The 18,194-nt window shown below is 70.6% G+C and carries 13 protein-coding genes; 12 read left to right on the top strand and 1 reads right to left on the bottom strand.

Annotation, left to right across the window (positions count from 1 at the left end):
• Positions 1–22: 22 nt before the first annotated feature.
• The gene (locus tag ACFO3J_RS08945) at positions 23–1,021 is read right to left on the bottom strand and encodes a bifunctional lysylphosphatidylglycerol flippase/synthetase MprF (protein ID WP_386428287.1); all 999 of its coding nucleotides are present in this window, start codon (positions 1,019–1,021) and stop codon (positions 23–25) included.
• 308 nt (positions 1,022–1,329) lie between these two features.
• Here ACFO3J_RS08945 and ACFO3J_RS08940 point away from each other — a divergent pair, with 308 nt between their 5' ends.
• The 12 genes from ACFO3J_RS08940 to ACFO3J_RS08885 all read left to right on the top strand — a co-directional run bounded on the left by ACFO3J_RS08940 (position 1,330) and on the right by ACFO3J_RS08885 (position 18,176).
• On the top strand, positions 1,330–2,967 hold the full coding sequence (locus ACFO3J_RS08940; protein ID WP_386427881.1) for an aldehyde dehydrogenase family protein: 1,638 nt from the start codon (positions 1,330–1,332) through the stop codon (positions 2,965–2,967).
• Between the two features lie 63 nt (positions 2,968–3,030).
• Positions 3,031–4,170 carry an acyl-CoA dehydrogenase gene (locus ACFO3J_RS08935; protein WP_386427880.1) on the top strand — a complete coding sequence of 380 codons (1,140 nt, stop codon included), beginning with the start codon at positions 3,031–3,033 and terminating at the stop codon, positions 4,168–4,170.
• Between the two features lie 124 nt (positions 4,171–4,294).
• Complete coding sequence (locus ACFO3J_RS08930) at positions 4,295–5,584, top strand: aspartate aminotransferase family protein (RefSeq protein ID WP_386427878.1); 1,290 nt, start codon at positions 4,295–4,297, stop codon at positions 5,582–5,584.
• A 1-nt stretch (position 5,585) separates the two neighbouring features.
• Complete coding sequence (locus tag ACFO3J_RS08925; RefSeq protein WP_386427877.1) at positions 5,586–6,068, top strand: type II toxin-antitoxin system RatA family toxin; 483 nt, start codon at positions 5,586–5,588, stop codon at positions 6,066–6,068.
• 12 nt (positions 6,069–6,080) lie between these two features.
• Positions 6,081–6,578 (top strand): hypothetical protein, encoded by a 498-nt coding sequence (locus ACFO3J_RS08920; RefSeq protein WP_386427876.1) that lies wholly within the window; start codon positions 6,081–6,083, stop codon positions 6,576–6,578.
• On the top strand, positions 6,575–7,186 hold the full coding sequence (locus ACFO3J_RS08915) for a flavin reductase family protein (protein WP_386427875.1): 612 nt from the start codon (positions 6,575–6,577) through the stop codon (positions 7,184–7,186). The genes ACFO3J_RS08920 and ACFO3J_RS08915 overlap by 4 nt, the downstream gene beginning before the upstream one ends.
• Before the next feature lie 83 nt (positions 7,187–7,269).
• Positions 7,270–8,271: a VlmB-like protein gene (locus tag ACFO3J_RS08910; protein ID WP_386427874.1), complete on the top strand. Its 1,002-nt coding sequence runs from the start codon at positions 7,270–7,272 to the stop codon at positions 8,269–8,271.
• The gene (locus tag ACFO3J_RS08905) at positions 8,261–9,334 is read left to right on the top strand and encodes a beta-ketoacyl-ACP synthase III (RefSeq protein ID WP_386427873.1); all 1,074 of its coding nucleotides are present in this window, start codon (positions 8,261–8,263) and stop codon (positions 9,332–9,334) included. Before ACFO3J_RS08910 ends, ACFO3J_RS08905 begins: the two co-directional genes overlap by 11 nt.
• 87 nt (positions 9,335–9,421) lie before the next feature.
• Complete coding sequence (locus tag ACFO3J_RS08900; RefSeq protein WP_386427872.1) at positions 9,422–9,652, top strand: acyl carrier protein; 231 nt, start codon at positions 9,422–9,424, stop codon at positions 9,650–9,652.
• Between the two features lie 108 nt (positions 9,653–9,760).
• Positions 9,761–11,287, top strand: a complete 1,527-nt coding sequence (locus tag ACFO3J_RS08895) for an APC family permease (protein WP_386427871.1) — start codon at positions 9,761–9,763, stop codon at positions 11,285–11,287.
• 101 nt (positions 11,288–11,388) lie between these two features.
• Positions 11,389–11,760, top strand: coding sequence for an acyl carrier protein (locus ACFO3J_RS08890; protein WP_386427869.1), 372 nt, complete (start codon positions 11,389–11,391; stop codon positions 11,758–11,760).
• A complete protein-coding gene (locus tag ACFO3J_RS08885; RefSeq protein ID WP_386427868.1) occupies positions 11,757–18,176 on the top strand; it encodes a type I polyketide synthase in 6,420 nt (2,139 codons plus the stop codon). The genes ACFO3J_RS08890 and ACFO3J_RS08885 overlap by 4 nt, the downstream gene beginning before the upstream one ends.
• Positions 18,177–18,194 lie beyond the last annotated feature (18 nt).

Raw genomic sequence — 18,194 nt, 5'->3', positions numbered from 1 at the left:
AGGGTTGGAAGTTGCCGGTCACTCACAGGGCGTTGGCGGCGCGGAACACGTGCACGAACGCGTTGATGCCGGCCTCGCCGTCGAAGGCCACGTACTCGGGCAGGACCAGGCTCTGGTTCCACTTCTCCTTGTACGCCAGCTGGGTCACCGCCGGGTAGACGCCTTCTCCGTGCTCCCACAGGAAGTGCATGAACCAGGTGAACCCCGGGCTGCTGCCCGGCAGTTCCAGCTTGTCGTCGAGGCCGGTGAACGGGGTGAAGCCGAAGTGCAGCCAGCGCACCTCCTCCTGCCGGAAGACGTCGATGGCGGCCTTGTTGATTGCCTCCATGATGCCGGGCGATTTGCCGGGCCGCCGCCGGCTGAGGTCGTGCATCCAGCCGGGGCGGCTGCCGTAGACCGGTGAGTACAGGATGTAGCCCGCCATCTGTCCGTCGACGTGGCCGACGAACAGACGGCGGTGCTGCTGCATCTCGCCGCCGCACTGGCCGACCAGGTACTCCAGCGGGCGCGCGCCCTCGCCCTTGAGCGGCAGCCACAGCCGGTCGATCTCCTCGACCGACGTCCGCCACTTCTCGTAGGGCTCCTCGACGACGGTGAGGCCGTTGCGCAGCGCCCGGGAGATCTTGTTGCGCAGCTGCATGAAGCGGGTGCCGTCCAGCGTGAAGGAGTCCAGGTCGACGGCGTACGAGGCGCCCACCTGATTGACGGTGAACCCGGATTCCGCGTAGATCTGCGCGTCCCGCGCCTGCAATTGGACGGAGACCACGGTGCGGTCCTGTTCGGCGGCGAGCTTCCGGAACCCGCTGAGCAGGTCACGGTAGGAATCGTCCGGGGCGAAGGGGCCGCCCAGTTGTACCAGGAAGCGGCCGGCCGGGCGGTAGACCACCACTCCCGGGCGTCCCGGCAAGGTGAAATAGGAATTTCCCTCGCTGACCGCCAGGAAAGCGCTCGGATTGTCGGCAGCCGTGTACTCGCGGATTGCCTCCAGTACTGTTTCACCGGATGTCTTCAGATCTGTCAGTTCGGTCACTTTTACCACCCGACGCTTCTCGGTAGATGTCCAGGAACGGCCGCACGAGAGAGTCCGACGGTCTCCGTTATTACACAGGGGCCCCTGCGCCGCAAGGCCCGGAGGCCTGTTCCAGGGCCATTTACGGCTCATGTCAGTGACAAGTCAACGGGACGTCAGCTCGGATCGAAGCGTCAGGAACCTGTCAGTGGGCAGTCAGAGCGATCTGTCATCGTTCACCTCGGACAACGAAAGCCGGACGGGTTCTCGACCCGTCTCCACCACATTCTCAATGAATCTGAGGAGAACGGGACGTGGCCATGGAAAGGGCTTCAGAGATTGCTCCCTCCCCGGGCCGGGAAAAACCACTGCTGAGCTATCCCGCGTATATCGGCGGCAAGGACTACGAGGGAATCGGCTGGGTCTACACCGTCAGTTCCCAGTCCCTGCTGGAGGATGTCTTCACCAGCGTGAGCCTCAAGCGCGCCCTGGAGAAGGACCCCGACCCGCGCTCGGCGGCGGCCCAGCACCCGTACGTCGTCGGCCGCTGCGCGGTCATCGCGGACAGCGATGTGGACCTGGCGACGGAAGCAGCCGCGGGCGCCCTGCGCGGATGGGCCGCCGTACCGCTGGCGGACCGGATGCGGCTCGGCGCGATGTTCCGGGAGAAGCTGCTCGAACACTACGACACGGTGCTGGACATCCTGGTCGCCGAGGGCCACCCGGTGAAGCTGGCCCGCTGGGAACTGACCTGCCTGCTGCAGGTGTACAGCGAGGAGAGCTGCTCGTACTACGCCTCGCAGATGCACTCCGAGTTCGAGCAGGGCCCGCGCCGGCTGATCGTGCGCCGCCAGCCCGACGGTGTGGTCTGCCTGTTCCCGCCGCAGAACGCCCCGCTGCCCAACTCGGGGCTGGCCGTACTGGCGCTGATGGCCGGCAACACCCTGGTGGTGCGTTCGCCGCGCAGCATCGCGCTGAGCACCCTGTACGTCATGCGCGAGCTGGTCGCCCCACTGCTGGAGGAGCTGGGCGCCCCGCCCGGAACGCTGAACGTGATCTGCGCCCGGCCCCGCCAGATCCTCGACAGCTGGCTGGCGCACCCCGCCGTCAACGACATCATGTTCTTCGGCGGCAGCGAGGAGGGACTGCGCTTCGAGCAGGAGTGCGTGGCCCGCGGCAAGAAGCCGATCCTCGAACTGGCCGGCAACGACGGGCTGCTGGTCTGGAAGGACGCGGACATCCCGCTGGCCGTCGAGGCCATCACCGAGAGCTTCTTCGGCTCCGGCCAGATCTGCATGGTGCCCAACTATGTGATCGCCCACCCCGACATCGCCGAGGAGCTGCTGGCCGAGATCGTCCGGCAGACCGCGGAGATCCGGCCGGGATACCCGCAGAGCGAGGATGTGCTGCTCTCCCCGGTACGCCGCAGCGAGCGCTTCTTCAGGCTGCTGACCCAGGCCACCGAGCACGGCGGGCAGATCATGATCGGCGGCAAGCGGGTCGAGGTGGACGGCACCCCCTCGCAGTCCGGTGTGTTCCTGGAGGCCACCGCCGTACGCGTCGACGGACTCGACACCGCCCGCGAGTTCGACATGGTGCGCGAGGAGACCTTCTTCCCGCTGCTGCCGGTGATCGTGCCGGCCCCGACGCCCGACGACACGCTGCTCGACCAGGCCATCGACTTCCTCAACTCCAACCGCTACGGGCTGCGCAACTCGCTGTGGGCCACCGACCCCCAGGTGATCGACCGGGTGGTCGCCGAGCTGCGCAACGGCGGCATGCTCAAGGTCAACGACTCGCACATCGGCTTCCTGCCCTACCTGCCGACCCACGGCGGCACCGGCCTGACCGGCGGAGCCTTCGGCGAGGGCAACTACCCGATCCTCAAGACCTCCCACGTACAGGGCGTGAGCATCGCCACCGGGGTCTCGCCCCGCGTCGCGGAATACGAGTTCTGAGGGCCCTGTCTCCCGGACATCCACCGATCGCGCCGCTGACCCGGCGCTGAAGGGCAGTAGGCCATGCGTTCCCTGGACACCGCGCGTGACGCGTGCGAACGGCTCCACCCCGGGCTGGTCAAGAGCCTCTCCGAACTCCCGTTGCACGAGCGCGAGGCTGCCGACAGCCCGGTGATCGACCTGTTCAAGTCCCACAACGGCGCCAGCCTGCTCGTCCCGTCGGCGTACGGCGGCCTCGGCGCGGACCCGCTGGAAGCGGTCCGGGTGACCCGGGCGATCGGATCCCTGTCGCCCTCGCTGGGCGCCGCCGCGACCATGCACAACTTCACCGCGGCGATGCTGTTCGCCCTCACCGAGCGCACCGGCAAGCCCACCGAGTCGCAGATCGCGCTGCTCTCCCGGATCGCCCCCGACGGGATGCTGCTGGCGTCCGGCTGGGCCGAGGGCCGCACCGAGCAGAACATCCTCAACCCCGCGCTGGCGGCGACCCGGGTCGAGGACGGCTTCCTGGTGAACGGCGCCAAGAAGCCGTGCAGCCTGTCGCGGTCGATGAGCCTGCTCACCGCCAGTGTGACGCTGCCCTCGCCGGACGGTCCCCCCTCGCTGGCGATCCTGCTGATCCCCGCCGAGTCCCCCGGGATCGAGGTCCACCCGTTCTGGGGCAGCCCGATCCTGGCCGCCGCGCAGAGCGACGAGGTCCGGCTGACCGATGTGCACGTCCCGGACCGGCTGGTCATCCGGGCCACCCCGGAGGACCCGGGCCGGCTCGACGACCTGCAGACCGCCGCGTTCGTCTGGTTCGAGATGCTGGTCACCTCCGCGTACGTCGGCGCGGCCAGCTCCCTCGCCGAGCTCGTGCTCAGCCGCGGCCGCGGCAGCATCACCGACCGCTCCACCCTCGGGCTGCACCTGGAGTCGGCCGTCGCGCTGACCGAGGGCATGGCCCGCGCGATCCGCGACGGGCTGGTCGGGGACGACGCGGTCGCGGCCGTACTCACCAGCAGGTTCGCGGTGCAGCGGGAACTGGCCGCCGCGGCGAACCTGGCCGTCGAGCTGCTCGGCGGCATGGCCTTCATCGGCTCCTCCGAGGTCTCCTACCTCGCCTCGGCGGTGCAGCCGCTGGCGTTCCACCCGCCGTCGCGCGGCAGCACGACGCAGGCCCTCGTCGACTACTACGCCGGCGGGCCCCTGCTGCTGTCCTGAGCACGGCGCCGGCGCCGGCCGGCCGCGTCCTCGCGGCGAACCCCCCAGCGAACCCCCCACGAACCCGCACCGAATCTCCAGCGAATCCCCTGGAGAGCCCACCGCGAACAGGGAGCACTGTTCCATGACCGTATTCCTGGAAAGCCCCCCGAAGACCGACACCGAACAGGAGATCCTCGACCTCTACCGGGCGCACCTCAGCAAGGGCCGCGCCACCGTGGCCGAGCTGTTCGGCAGCCACATGGAGGTCGCCTCCTCCGGTGCCTGGCTGCAGACCAGCGACGGCAAGGAGTATCTGAACTGCGGCGGCTACGGCGTGTTCATGCTCGGCGCCCGGCACCCCACCGTGATGGAGGGCGTGCGCCGCCAGCTCGAACTGCACCCCATCTCCACCCGCATCCTGCTGGAACCCACCGTGGGGCGCGCCGCCGAGGCGCTGTCCTCCGTGGTGCCGGCCGGCCTGAACCGCATCCACTTCGCGGTCACCGGCGCCGAGGCGGTGGAGACCGGGCTGAAGCTGGCCCGCGCCAACGGCAAGCGCCGGCTGGTGTCGATGCAGCGGGGCTACCACGGCAAGACGCTGGGCGCGCTGTCCGCCACCGCGAAGGAGGTGTACCAGAAGCCCTTCCGGCCGCTGCTGCCCGATGTGACGCACGTGCCGTGGGGCGACCTGGACGCGCTGCGCGCCGAGCTGGCCCAGTACCCCGGCCAGACCGCGGTCATCATCGAGCCGGTCCAGGGCGAGGGCGGCGTGAATCTGCCGCCGGAGGGCTTCCTGACCGGTGTCGAGGCCCTGGTCCGCGAGTTCGACGACTTCCTGATCCTCGACGAGGTGCAGACCGGCATGGGCCGGCTGGGCGCGTGGTGGGGCGCCGACCTGTACGGCATCACCCCCGACGTGCTGCTCGCCGGCAAGGCGCTGGGCGGCGGCGTGGTCCCGGTCTCGGCCGCGCTGGCCAACCGCAGGACGTTCTCGCCGTTCGACAAGGACCCGTATCTGCACACCGGCACCTTCACCGGCTCCCCGCTGCTGATGGCGGCCGTCCAGGGCGCGATCACCGCGACCAGGGAGGAGCAGCTGGTACCCAAGGCCGCCGACCTCGGCCGCCGGCTGCTGGAGGGCTTCGAGGCGATCTCCCGCAAGAACATCCCCGAACTGATCGTCGAGGTCCGCGGCCAGGGCCTGATGATCGGCATCGAGTTCATCGAGGCCGGCCTGGCCGGTGAGCTGCTGATCGAGCTGTTCAACCACGGAGTGGTCGCCAACCACTCGATGAACCAGAGCGCGGTGATGCGCTTCACGCCGCCGGCCATTCTCACCGACTCCGACGTGGAGTTCCTGATGACCGCCTTCGACCTCGCCACCCGCGCGCTGGTCGACGGGCGCGTCCAGATGCCGAAGGACGGGAACTGACATGCGCCGCGTGATCATGGACGCCGAAATCCTCGCCGAGGACGCCGGCACGGTGTTCGAGAACGTCGTGCAGTTCAAGCGCTACCCGGAGCTGGCTCCGCACGTGCTGTCCACCGTCGTCACCGAGACCCGGCCGAGCGCCACCGGCGAGTCCAGCTGGGAGCTGCACTTCCGCAGCGGCCTGCTGCGCTGGTCCGAGCGGGAGCGGTTCCTGCGCGACGACCTGCGCATCGAGTTCGAGCAGACCGAGGGCGACTTCGACTCCTTCGTCGGCTTCTGGGACATCAAGCAGTCCGGCCCGGACACGATCCTGCACTTCGAGTGCGACTTCGACTTCGGCATCGAGAGCCTCGAAGGCATCCTCGACCCGATCGCCGAACGCGTGATCAAGGAAACGGTCGCCTGGGCGGTCGTCGGCCTGCACGAGCACGTCAAGCTCGGCGGCAACCTCGAACTGACCCCCGTCCCGATACCCGTCCCCTAGCAGGAGACCGTCATGGACCACGCCAATCCCGTCGAGACCAAGGTCACCTACCGGCTGCACCGCGCCGAGTACCTGGTGGGCCTCGCGGTCGTCACCGGCCTGCTCATCGCCAACATCGGCCAGGTCCGCTGGCTGCCCGCGGTCGTGCTGTTCGTCTACATCGACCTCATCGGCTACATCCCCGGCGCCATCGCCTACCGCCGCAGCCCCGACCACCACGTGGCCAAGGGCTACTACATCGCCTACAACACCATGCACAGCCTGATCACCCAGGCGGTGGTGGCCGGCATCTGGATGTGGGTGGCCGGGCCCGAATGGGCGCTGCTGGTCCTGCCGTTCCACCTGTTCATCGACCGCGGCGTGTTCGGCAACTTCCTCAAGCCGTTCTCGCTGGCCTTCGAGCCCGAGCCCAACCCGGCCTACGTCCGGCTGTCCGCCGAGCTGCTGCACACGCGGCCCGCGGCCGAGTCCACCGGGACCGTTCCGGCCGGCGCCGCCGCCGGACGATGAACGCCGCGGAGCCCGCGAGCACCGGCCGCGCGAGCGTCAAGCCCGCGAGCACCGATCCGGCGAGCACCGACCCGGCCGTACGCGACGCCGTGCTGCGGCTGACCACCGGCGTCACGGTACTCACCACCCTCCACGACGGACGGCCGCACGGCTCGACGGTGAGCGCGGTGAACCTGGTGCTGCGCAACCCGCCGATCCTGTCCGCGGGTCTGCGCGGCGGCGCGGTGCTGACCGGGCTGGCCGTCGCGGCCGGGCAGTACGCGGTCAACGTGCTCACCCACCGCCAGGCCCTGCTCGCCGACTGGTTCGCCAACCCGGACCGCCCGGCCGGCGCCGGGCAGTTCGAGCGGGTGGGCTGGGAATCCGACCCGGACACCGGACTGCCGGTACTGCGGCACACGCTGGCCACCCTGGTGTGCCGGCTGGAGGACCTGGTGGCCGTCGGGGACCACGAACTGCTGCTCGGCCGGGTGATCTCGGCCCGCAGCGGCCACGGCAGCCCGCTGGTCAGCTACGGCGGCGCGCTGTACGGCACCGAGTTCCACGATGTCGCCCGCCGCCGCGGCTGGCGGGCCCCGGCCGGGGCGTCCGGCACCGGTTTCGACTGAACCGCCGGGACGTCGCCCCGCTCCTCCCACCGTCCCGACCGACGCGCGACGCCGAGCCGCGTACGCGAAAGGAAGCCGAGAAGATGACCGAGACGATTCCGTCCGAGACCGACTGGGACCAAGCGCCAGGACTGCTGGACGGCGCGATGACGCTGGTCCTGACCCCGGAGCAGTGCGATCTGCCGTACTGGCTGACCGGCGTGGCCCAGGGCACCCTGGCTGACCGGGCCCGCTCCGGTCACACCGCCGACGAGACGACCCCGGAGTACATGCGCGAACCCGGTCCGCTGCGCGACGCGCTGGTCCTGGAGATGGCCCACCGCTCGGTCGCCGAGGACCAGGCCACCCGCGCGCTGGCGTACTACGTGGCCAACGCCCCCGCCGTCCCCGAGATGGAGTTCTACTCCACCCAGCTGATCGACGAGGCACGCCACTCCATGGTGTTCCGCAACCACCTGCTCGAACTGGGGGTGTCACAGGACGAACTGCACAGCACCGTCGAGGCGTTGTCGGTCGACTACAAGCGTGAGGTCATCGACCCCATCCTGGAGTTCGCGGTGCGCACGGTCCGCGACGAGAACGACTTCGTCGGCGGTGTCGCGGTGTTCACCATCGTCATCGAGGGCGTGCTGGCCCCCGCCGCCGAGCTGAGCGAGCGCAAGTGGAACGTGCTGGACCCCGCGGCCGGCGCCATCGCCCGCGGCGCCTCGATCGACGAGATCCGGCACCTGGCGGTGGGCAGCGCGATCGTCCGCGAGCACCTGATCAAGCACCCCGAGTACCGCCCGCGCCTGATGGACATCCTGGAGCGCGGCCGGCGCCTGTGGGACCGCATCCCGGACCGCGGCTTTGTCATCCACCGCGAGAAGCTCTTCCAGCAGGGCATGCGGGACCACAGCGAGCTGCTCGCCTCCTACGAGGTGTGGCCCGGCCGGCTGCTGCTCGACACCACGCCCGACGAGCGCTACGACACCGCGGAGCACTGGACCGACGAGATGGCGGTCGTCCGGATGAAGTACATGGGCATCGAGAACAGCGCCATGCACACCGCGAAGACCCCGGCGGGCGGCGATCATGCCCGGTGAGAGCCGGCCCGGGCGGGCCGCGGTCATCGCCGGGCTCGGCGCCTGGCTGCCGCCGACCATCGTCACCAACGACGACCTGGCCAAGCATCTGGACACCTCGGACGCGTGGATCCGGGAGCGAACGGGGATCCACGCCCGCCGCCGGGTCTCCCCCGGCATGTCCACCGGCGACATGGCCACCGAGGCCGGCCGGCTCGCGCTGAAGGCGTCCGGCAGCGCCGACGCGGACGCCGTGGTGCTGGCCACCACCACACCCGACCGGCGCTGCCCCGGCACCGCCCCGGAGGTGGCCAGCCGCCTCGGGCTCACCGGTACCGCCGCCTTCGACGTATCGGCCGTCTGCACCGGCTTCGTCTACGGGCTGGGCGTCGGCGCCGGCCTGATCGCGGCCGGCATCGCCGAACGCGTCCTGCTGATCGGCGCCGAGGCGTTCAGCACCATCCTCGATCCCGCCGACCGCGTCACCGCGGCCATCTTCGGGGACGGAGCCGGCGCGGTGGTGCTGCGCGCCGGGGACCCCGAGGAGCCCGGCGCGATCGGTCCGGTGACGCTCGGCAGCGACGGCGGGCAGAGCGACCTGATCATGATCCCGGGCGGCGGCGCACGCCAGCGCTCGGCCGGTACCGAGGCCGGACCCAAGGACCACTACTTCACCATGAACGGCCCCGACACCTACCGGCACGCCGTCGAACGCACCACGGCGACCGCCCGGCTGGCGCTCGACAAGGCGGGCTGGCTCCCCGACGACGTGGACCGCTTCGCCGCCCACCAGGCCAACGCGCGGATCGTCGGTTCGGTCGCCGACCGGCTGGGCATCCCGGCCGGCGAACGGCGGCTGAGCAACATCGACCAGGTCGGCAACACCGCCGCCGCCTCCGTACCGATCCTGCTGGCGCAGTCGGCCGCCGCGGGCACGCTGCGCGCCGGACACCGCACGCTGCTCGCCGCTTTCGGCGGCGGCCTCACCTGGGGCGCCGGCACGGTCGTCTGGCCGGAGACCACCTCGCTCGTCGCCACCGGCGCCGACAGCGACTCCGCCGCGCAGACCGCCGACGCGTCCTAGCCCGCCCCCGCGGGCCGCGGCTCACCCCGAGCCGGTCCGCCGCCCGACCCTGCCCGGCCATCGGGCCCCCACGCCGAGGAGAACACCGTGTACGACCAGATCAAGCAGCTCCTGATCGGATCGTTCCACGCCGTCGAGAGCGACTTCACCCCCCACGCCACCCTGGGCGACCTCGGCCTCGACTCGCTGGACCTGGTCGAGCTGTCGATGACGTTCGAGCAGTGGGGCGCGCGGGTCTCCGACGACGAACTCGCCGAGCTGGAGGACTTCGAAGCCGTCGTGCGACTCGTCGAGGACCGCGGCGCCAAGGTGGCCTAGCGGCCGCCGCCGGACCTGAGGCGCCCCGCCCGCGCGCACCGCGCGCCGCCGTCCCGAACCGTCCAGCCCCCCTTCCGGCACCACAGCCGAGTGAAGAACGGAGGAAGCATGCCCGACAACGGCGAGGCCGGCGTACCCGCGACGGACGCCCGGCTCATACGCACCCTCACCACCCCGAAGATCGTCTTCCTGATCGTCGCGGCCGCCGCCCCCCTGGCGGCCATGGTCTGCACCGTCCCGCTCGCGTTCGCCCTGGGCAACGGCCCGGGAGTGCCCGCGATGTTCGCCTTCGCCGGCCTCACCCTGCTCTGCTTCTCCGTCGGCTACGGGGCGATGAGCCGGCACATCGTCAACGCCGGAGGCTTCTACACCTACGTCTCCTCCGGCCTGGGCCGGCCGCCGGCCGTCGGCGCGGGGATGATCGCCGTCGTCGCCTACAACACCGCGACGGTCGGACTCGCCGGCGCCTTCGCCTACTTCGCCCAGCTGGTGGCCGCCTCGCACGGGCTCGATCTGCGCTGGGAGATCTGGGCCGCGCTCGGTCTCGTACTCGTCGGCTTCCTCGGCTACCGGGAGATAAACCTGAGCGCGCGGGTGCTGTCCGTGTTCATGGTCTGCGAGGTCCTGGTGCTGATCGCACTCGACATCGCGGTCCTGGCGCGGCACGGTTTCGGCTCGCTGCCCCGGACCTCCTTCGCCCCGAGCAACTTCACCGCGACCGGCGTCGGCGTGGCCATGATGTTCGGTTTCGTGTCCTTCATCGGCTTCGAGTCGGCGGCGCTGTACGGCGAGGAGGCCCGCGATCCCAAGCGCAGCGTGCCCCGGGCCACCTACATCTCGGTGGCGCTGATCTCCCTGTTCTACGCGATCACCAGCTGGCTCGCGGTCGGCGCAATCGGGCCGTCCAAGGTCGGTTCGGTCGCCACCTCGCAGCTCGGTGACATGTTCTTCAACCTGAGCGACGACTACCTGGACAGCGCCGCGACCACCATCATGCAGATCCTGCTGTGCACCAGTCTGCTGGCCGGCTGGCTGGCGCTGCACAACGCGGCCAACCGCTACATGTTCGTGATGGGCCGCGAACGCCTGCTGCCCCGCTGGCTGGACGCGGTGCACTCGCGCCACAACGCGGTGCACCGGGCCAGCGTGGTGCAGACGGTGTTCGCCGTCGTGGTCGTCGCCGCCTTCGCGGCGGCCGGCCTCGACCCGTACACCAGCCTGGCCACCAGCATGCTGGGACTGGGCACGCTGGGCATCATCGTCCTGCAGGCGCTGGCCTCGCTGTCGGTGCTCGGTTTCTACCGCAAGCGGTCCGACCGGCACTGGTGGCGCACCGGACTGGCGCCCCTGCTGGGGCTGGCCGGGCTCGGGACGGCGACCGTGCTCGTGGTGAGCAACTTCAAGATCATGACCGGTACCACCAACGTGGTGATCAACGCCATGCCGTGGCTGATCCTCGCCGCCGGTGTCGGCGGCCTGGGCTACGCCGCGTGGCTGCGCTCGAACCGGCCCGAGCAGTACGCGGCCATCGCGCCGGCCGTGACGGCCGAGGGCAAAGCATCGGCGTCGCCCGCCTCCGAGGCGCCCGACGCACCCGAGACACCGACCGCCTTCGCGGGCCGCACCCGCGGCTGATCCCTGCGACCACGCCCCGCCGGCGGACGCGGCGGACAGCGACGTCCGACCGTCCGACCGCACGTCCGCCCACCCGGAAACGAACCCGTAGAGGTGAACCGATGCGCACGATGCCCGAAGAGACCGAGGCGGTGGCCGAGTTGCGCGACCTGCCACGTTCCGAACGCCGTGAGGCCCTGTCCGAACTGGTCGTCGCCGAATTCAGGACCACCTTGTCGATGGCCGAGACCGAGCCCTTCAACGGCGACTCGAGTTACTTCGAACTCGGTTTCACCTCCCTGCTGATCCTGGAGATCAAGAACCGGCTCGAAGCCGTGCTCGGGCACCCCATCAGCGCCAACGTCCTGTTCAACCGCCCCACCGTGGACAGCCTGCTGGACCACCTGACCGGCGACGTCCTCATCGACCTGTTCGCTCCCCCCACCCGCTCCGCAGCCATCACCGGCATCCAAGGAAAGGAGGCGGGGCAGTGACCACCGCTCCCGCTCCCCAGCAAGGTCCGGACGACTCGCAAGAGGAGGTCATCCGGCTCCAGCGCGCGACCATCGAAGGACTGGAACGGGAGAAGTACGAGCCGATCGCCATCGTCGGCGTCGGTGTCCGCTTCCCCGGCGACAACAACAACCTGGCGCAGTTCGAGCAGTTCCTGCGGGACAGCGGGGACGGCATCCGGCCACTGCCGGAGGACCGCTTCGACCTGGAGGCGTTCGCCCCGTTCGACGAGGAGGACCGCGGCAAGATCCGCACCGCCGGATGCGGCTTCATCGACGGCCTCGACCAGTTCGACGCCCCGTTCTTCAACATCTCGCCGCTGGAGGCGCAGTACGTCGACCCCCAGCAGCGGCTGCTGCTGGAGACCGCCTGGGAGTCGCTGGAGAACGCCAACATCAACCCGGCCTCGCTGCGGCACGGCAACGGCAGCGTGTACATCGGCGCCAGCTCGATCGACTACGCGCTGGAGCTCGACTCGCTGCCCTACGAGGAGCTGGACGGGCACCTCGCCTCCGGCATCACCGGCTTCCCGATGCCGGGCCGGCTGTCGTACTTCTTCGGGATGCGCGGCCCCAGCATCACCACCGACGCGGCCTGCGCCTCCTCGCTGACCGCCCTGCACATGGCGGTCGACGGGCTGCGGCGCGGTGAGACGGACATCGCGCTGTGCGGCGCGGTCAACTCCATCCACCACCCCAAGATCCTGGTGATGTTCTCCAACGGGAACATGCTGGCGGCCGACGGCCACTGCAAGACCTTCGACGACTCGGCCGACGGCTACGCCCGGGCCGAGGGCTGCGCGATGATGGTGCTCAAGCGGCAGTCCGACGCGGAGCGCGACGGCGACACCATCCTGGCCCTGGTGCGCGGTACGGCGATCGGGCAGGACGGCGAGAGCGCCGGCCTGACCGTGCCGAACGGCACCGCCCAGGAGGCCGTCATCCGCGCCTCGCTGGCCAACGCCCGGCTGACCCCGTCCGACATCCAGTACGTCGAGGCGCACGGCACCGGCACCCCGTTGGGCGACCCCATCGAGATGGGCGCCATCACGGATGTGTTCACGGACTCGCACACCAAGGAAAACCCGATCGTCGTCGGCTCGGTGAAGACGAACGTCGGGCACATGGAGCCGGCCGCCGGCATGGCCGGGCTGCTCAAGACGCTGCTGCAGCTGCGCAGCGGCACGATCTTCCCGCACGTGGGCTTCAAGAACCCCTCCGGGCGCATCCCGTGGGACAGCATCCCGGTCAAGGTGCCCACCGAGAACCTGCCCTGGGAGGCACCGACCCGGCGCGCGGTCATCAACAGCTTCGGCTTCGCCGGCAGCATCGCGTCGGTCGTGCTGGAGCAGGCGCCGGTCCGCGTGCCGGCCCCCGCCGAGCCGGAGGCGCCGGCCGCCGACGCCACCGCCGACGCCGCTGACACCGCCGACGCCGCCACGGAGACCCCCGGGCACCTCTTCACGCTGTCCGCCAAGAGCACCAAGGCGCTGCGCGGCCAGCTGGAGCGCTACCGGCTCTTCCTGGACGAGCACCCCGAGGCCGGCCTCGCCGACCTGTGCTACACGGGCAATGTCGCCCGCACCCACTTCACCAACCAGCGGATCGCGGGCGTCGTCCACGACACCGAGGGCCTGAAGCGGCTGCTCGACGGCCACCTGTCCGACGGCGAGGACGCCACCGCGCACAGCACCGGCAGCATCCGCAAGACCGCCTTCCTCTTCAGCGGCCAGGGCTCGCAGTACGCCGGGATGGGCAAGCCGCTCTACCGCCAGTACCCCGAGTTCCGCCGCCAGGTGGACGCCTGCGACGAGCTGTTCGCCCCACTGCTCGGCCTGTCGATCCGCGCCATGATGTTCGGCGAGACCGAGGACGCCGAGGAGATCCACCAGACCCGTTACACCCAGGCCGCGCTGTTCACCCTCGAATACGCGCTGGCCAAGCTGTGGCTGTCCTGGGGTGTGCGGCCCAGCGTGATGATCGGGCACAGCATCGGCGAGGTCGTCGCCGCCACCGTCGCCGGGCTGTTCGACCTTCCGGACGCGATCGCCCTGGTCGCCGCCCGCGGCCGGCTGATGCAGTCCGTCACGGCCCCCGGTGGCATGTCCGCGGTGGACGCGCCGGCCGACGAGGTGGCGCCGCTGCTCGCGGACTACCCGGACCTGGCCATCGCGGCCAGGAACTCGCCGCGCCAGTGCGTGGTCTCCGGCGGTGTGGAGTCGCTGGCCGCGGTCACCAAGATCCTGGTCGAGCGCGGCCGGGAAGTGAAGCCGCTCCCGGTCTCGCACGCCTTCCACTCCCCGCTCATGGAAGAGGTCTTCGACGACTTCCGCGCCGCGCTCGCGCAGACCGCCTTCCACGAGCCGAACCTGACCGTGATCTCCAACCTCACCGGCAAGGTCGCGAAGTTCTCCGAGATCTCCGACCCCGAGTACTGGATCCGGCACATCGGAGAGGCGGTGGACTTCGAGGCCGGGATGGCCACCGTGGACCGCCGCGGCAAGCACGCGTTCATCGAGATCGGGCCGTCCAGGGCGCTCAGCGCGCTCGCCCGGCAGTGCGTCACCCCCGAGGACCACGTGTGGGTGAGCAGTCTGCGCCGCAACGACGACCGGGGCGCCGTGCTCAGCGAGGCGGTCGCCAAGCTGTACACCGCGGGTCTGCCGTTCTCCTGGGACGGATTCCACGCCGGCCGGCCCGGGCACCTGATCGACCTGCCGACGTACGCCTTCGACCGCAAGCGCTACTGGCTGCCGCTCAAGGGCCGGCGGCACGGCCTGGGCGGCGCCGTGGGCGCCGCGGGCTCGGCCTTCCACCCGCTGCTGGGCGCCGAGGTCTCCACCGAGGAGCAGCTGAAGGACGGGATACGGGAGTTCTCCACCCGTATCGGCTCCACCTCGCCGGCCTACCTCGCCGACCACGTCGTCATGGGCCGGGTCGTCTTCCCGGGCACCGGCTACCTGGAGACGCTGCTGGCGCTCCAGGACGCCGTCCACGGCGACACCCGCCGGCCGATCCAGGACGTCCGCATCCTGGAGCCGCTCTTCCTGGAAGAGGACGAGACCACGGAGCTGCGCACCCGGCTCACCCCGGGACCGCAGGACACCGCGACCGTCGAGATCATCAGCAGGGTGCCCGGCCGGGACAGCACCATCGAGCGCCGGCACAGCACGGCCGTCCTCGGCGCCCGCCGCGAGTCGGTCGACGCGCCCACCGAGACCGGGCAGGCGCTGCTCGACGCCGCCGGGGCCGTCCAGGAGCCGCGGGACGTACTCAGCTCCGACGAGGTCTACGCCGCCTACTCCGACGCCGGACTGGAGTACGGCCCGGAGTTCGCCCGGATGCGCTCGGTCGAGGTGCACGGCACCGACCTCGCGATCGGCGACCTGCTCGGTCGCACCGCCGACGCGCTGGAGCACATCTCCCCCGCCCTGGTCGACGCGGCCGCGCACGCCTTCGCCGCGCTGGTGGGCGACGACAGCGACAGCTACCTGCCGGTGCGCTTCGGCTGGTTCCGGCTCTTCCGCAAGCCCAGGTCGCAGTCCCTGCGGGTGGCGCTGCGGGTCGGCGTCCCCGACGCCCCCGGTGTCGACATCTCGCTGGACCTGATCGCGACCGAGGACGGCCAGCCCGTCTTCGAGCTGCGCGGACTCGGCTGCAAGCGGGTGGCGGACAGTTCCACCACAGCCCGCGACAGCTTCTTCAACGAGCCCCGCTGGCTCAAGCGCTCCCTGATCGCCCAGACGGCGCAGGAGGACCGGCACATCCTGGTCGCCCAGCGTCCCGAGGCGGACTCGGCGGACCTGGTCGAGCGGGCGACGGCGGCCGGCGCGCGGGTGTCCTTCGCCGGCACCCCGCAGGAGGCCGTCTCGGTGTTGCGCGAGCAGCGGATCACCGATGTCGCCTGGTTCTGGCAGTCCGGGGACGCCGCCGAGGAGACGACCGCCGCGAGCCTGCGCGCGGAGTCCGAGAGCAACTACCGGGACCTGCTGGACCTGGTCGCCTCGCTCGGCGAGGGAGGCTTCGGCCGCAACCAGCGGCTGTGGCTGGTCACCGAGCGCGCCCAGTGGCTGCCCGGCGACCGGGCCGGCACCGGCGAGCAGCACGCCGCGTCGAGCCTGTGGGGCTTCGGCCACACGCTGCTCAACGAGTACCCCGCCTACCGGGTCACCATGGTCGACCTGCCCGACGACGACCTCGCCCCGCTGCTCGAAGAGGTGCTGGCGCCGGGAACCGATGAGTTCCAGATCGCCTTCCGGGCCGGCCACCGCCATGTCAGGCGTCTGATGCGGACCGACGGCAAGGGCCGTCCGAACGGCCGCGGCGAGGGCGACTTCGAACTCGTGGTCAAGGAGTACGGGCAGTTCTCCGGGGTCAGGATCGCGCCGTCCGAGGCGGTCGCCCCGCAGGGCGACGAGATCCAGGTCCGGGTGCACGCGGCCGGCCTGAACTTCAAGGACGTGCTCAACGTGCTCGGGATGCTCAAGGAGTTCGGTGAGCAGCCGCTCGGCTTCGAGGCGGCCGGCACGGTCGTGGCGACCGGGCCCGACGCCGCCCACGCGGTCGGCGACGAAGTCATCATCAACTACCTGGGCTGCATGAAGAGCAGCCTCACCGTCCCGTCGGCGATGGCGGTGCGCAAGCCCACCACGATCGACTTCACCCAGGCGGCCGGCCTCGCGTCGGTGTACGTCACCGCCTACTACGCGCTGCACCACCTGGCCGGCATGAAGGCCGGCGACAAGGTCCTCATCCACGCCGCCGCCGGCGGTGTGGGGCAGGCCGCGGTCGCCCTGGCCAAGGCCGCGGGCGCCGAGATCTACGCGACCGCCAGCCCGCACAAGTGGCCGCTGCTGCGGGCCCAGGGCGTGCAGCACCTGATGAACTCCCGGACCCTGGACTTCGCCGACGAGATCGCGGCTGCCACCGGCGGTACGGGTGTGGACATCGTCCTCAACAGCCTCAACAAGGACTACATCCCGGCCGGGATGCGCTCGCTGGGCGAGGGCGGCCGGTTCGTCGAGATGGGCAAGGTCGGCGCCTGGACCCCGGAGCAGGTGCACGAGCTGCGGCCGGACGTCGTCTACCACAACTTCGACCTGAGCGAACTGCCCCAGGACGAGATGTTCCGGCTCAACACCGAGATCATGGGCATCATCGTCGACCTGGTCCAGAGCGGCGAGCTGCCGCCGATCAAGGCCACCGCCTACTCGCTGGACGAGATCGAGGAGGCGTTCAAGGTACTCGGCCGCGGCGCCAACATCGGCAAGCTGGTGCTGAACTTCGAGGAGGAGCACGCGGCCAAGCCGGCCGAGATCACCGTCGACGGCGACCACACCTATCTGATCACCGGCGGCCTCGGCGCGCTGGGACTGGTCACCGCGGAGAAGCTGGTCCACCTCGGTGCCCGGCATCTGACGCTGATCAGCCGCAGCGGGACACCCGCTCCCGACGTGGCGCACCTGTACACCCGGCTGGCCGAGCGCGCCGATGTGACCCTCCTGACCGGGGACATCTCCGACCCGGACGACCTGTGGCAGATCATGGCCACGCTGGAGCACATCCCGCACCCGGTCGGCGGCATCATCCACTCGGCCGGCACCATCGCCGACGCCCCGGTCTCCGCGCAGACCTGGGACAGCATCGACGGTGTCCTGCGCGCCAAGGTCTACGGCAGCTGGATGCTGCACGAGGCCGCGGCGGCCCTGCCCGAGCTGAAGTTCTTCGTCGGCTTCTCCTCGGCGGCCTCGGTGATCGGGGCGCCCACGCAGTCCAACTACGCGGCGGGCAACGCCTTCCTCGACCACCTGATGCGCTGGCGCGCGAGCCAGGACCTGCCGGGCCTCAGCGTGAACTGGGGACCGTGGGGCGAGGTCGGCATGTCGGCCCGGCTGGGCGACCAGCTGATCCGCCGGTGGGCCGACGAGGGCGTCAAGCTGTTCACCCCGGCCAAGGGCGTCCGCGCGCTGGCCTCGGTGCTCGGCGGGCCGCTGGCCCAGGTGGTCATCGGCGACGCGGACTGGACGAAGTTCTCCGGCGCCAGGCCGCTGGCCAACGCCTTCTACGAGCTCGTCGTCCGGCCCGAGGAGACGACGTCGCGCGGAATCGACCTGGACGCGCTGCTCATCGCCAGCCGGCGGGAGCGCACCGCGACCATCGACGAGTTCGTCCGCTCGAAGGTGGCCATGGTGCTGCACTACGAGGACGCCGAAGCGGTCGACTCGGTCACCGAGTTCGTCCGGCTCGGTCTCGACTCCCTGGTGGCGGTCGAGCTGAAGAACGCACTCGAATCCGCGCTGCGGCTGCCGCTGCCGGCCTCGGTCGCCTACGACTACCCGTCGGCGTCCCTGCTCGCCGAGTACCTGGACCTGCAACTGGTCCCGGAACCGGCGGTCTGACCTGTCCGCGCCGTGAGC

Origin of the sequence: Streptomyces polygonati, assembly GCF_042650325.1 — a bacterium.
Classification (GTDB): Bacteria; Actinomycetota; Actinomycetes; order Streptomycetales; family Streptomycetaceae; genus Actinacidiphila; species Actinacidiphila polygonati.
The sequence above is the reverse complement of the archived record's forward strand: the minus strand, read 5'-3'. Positions and strand labels throughout refer to the sequence as shown.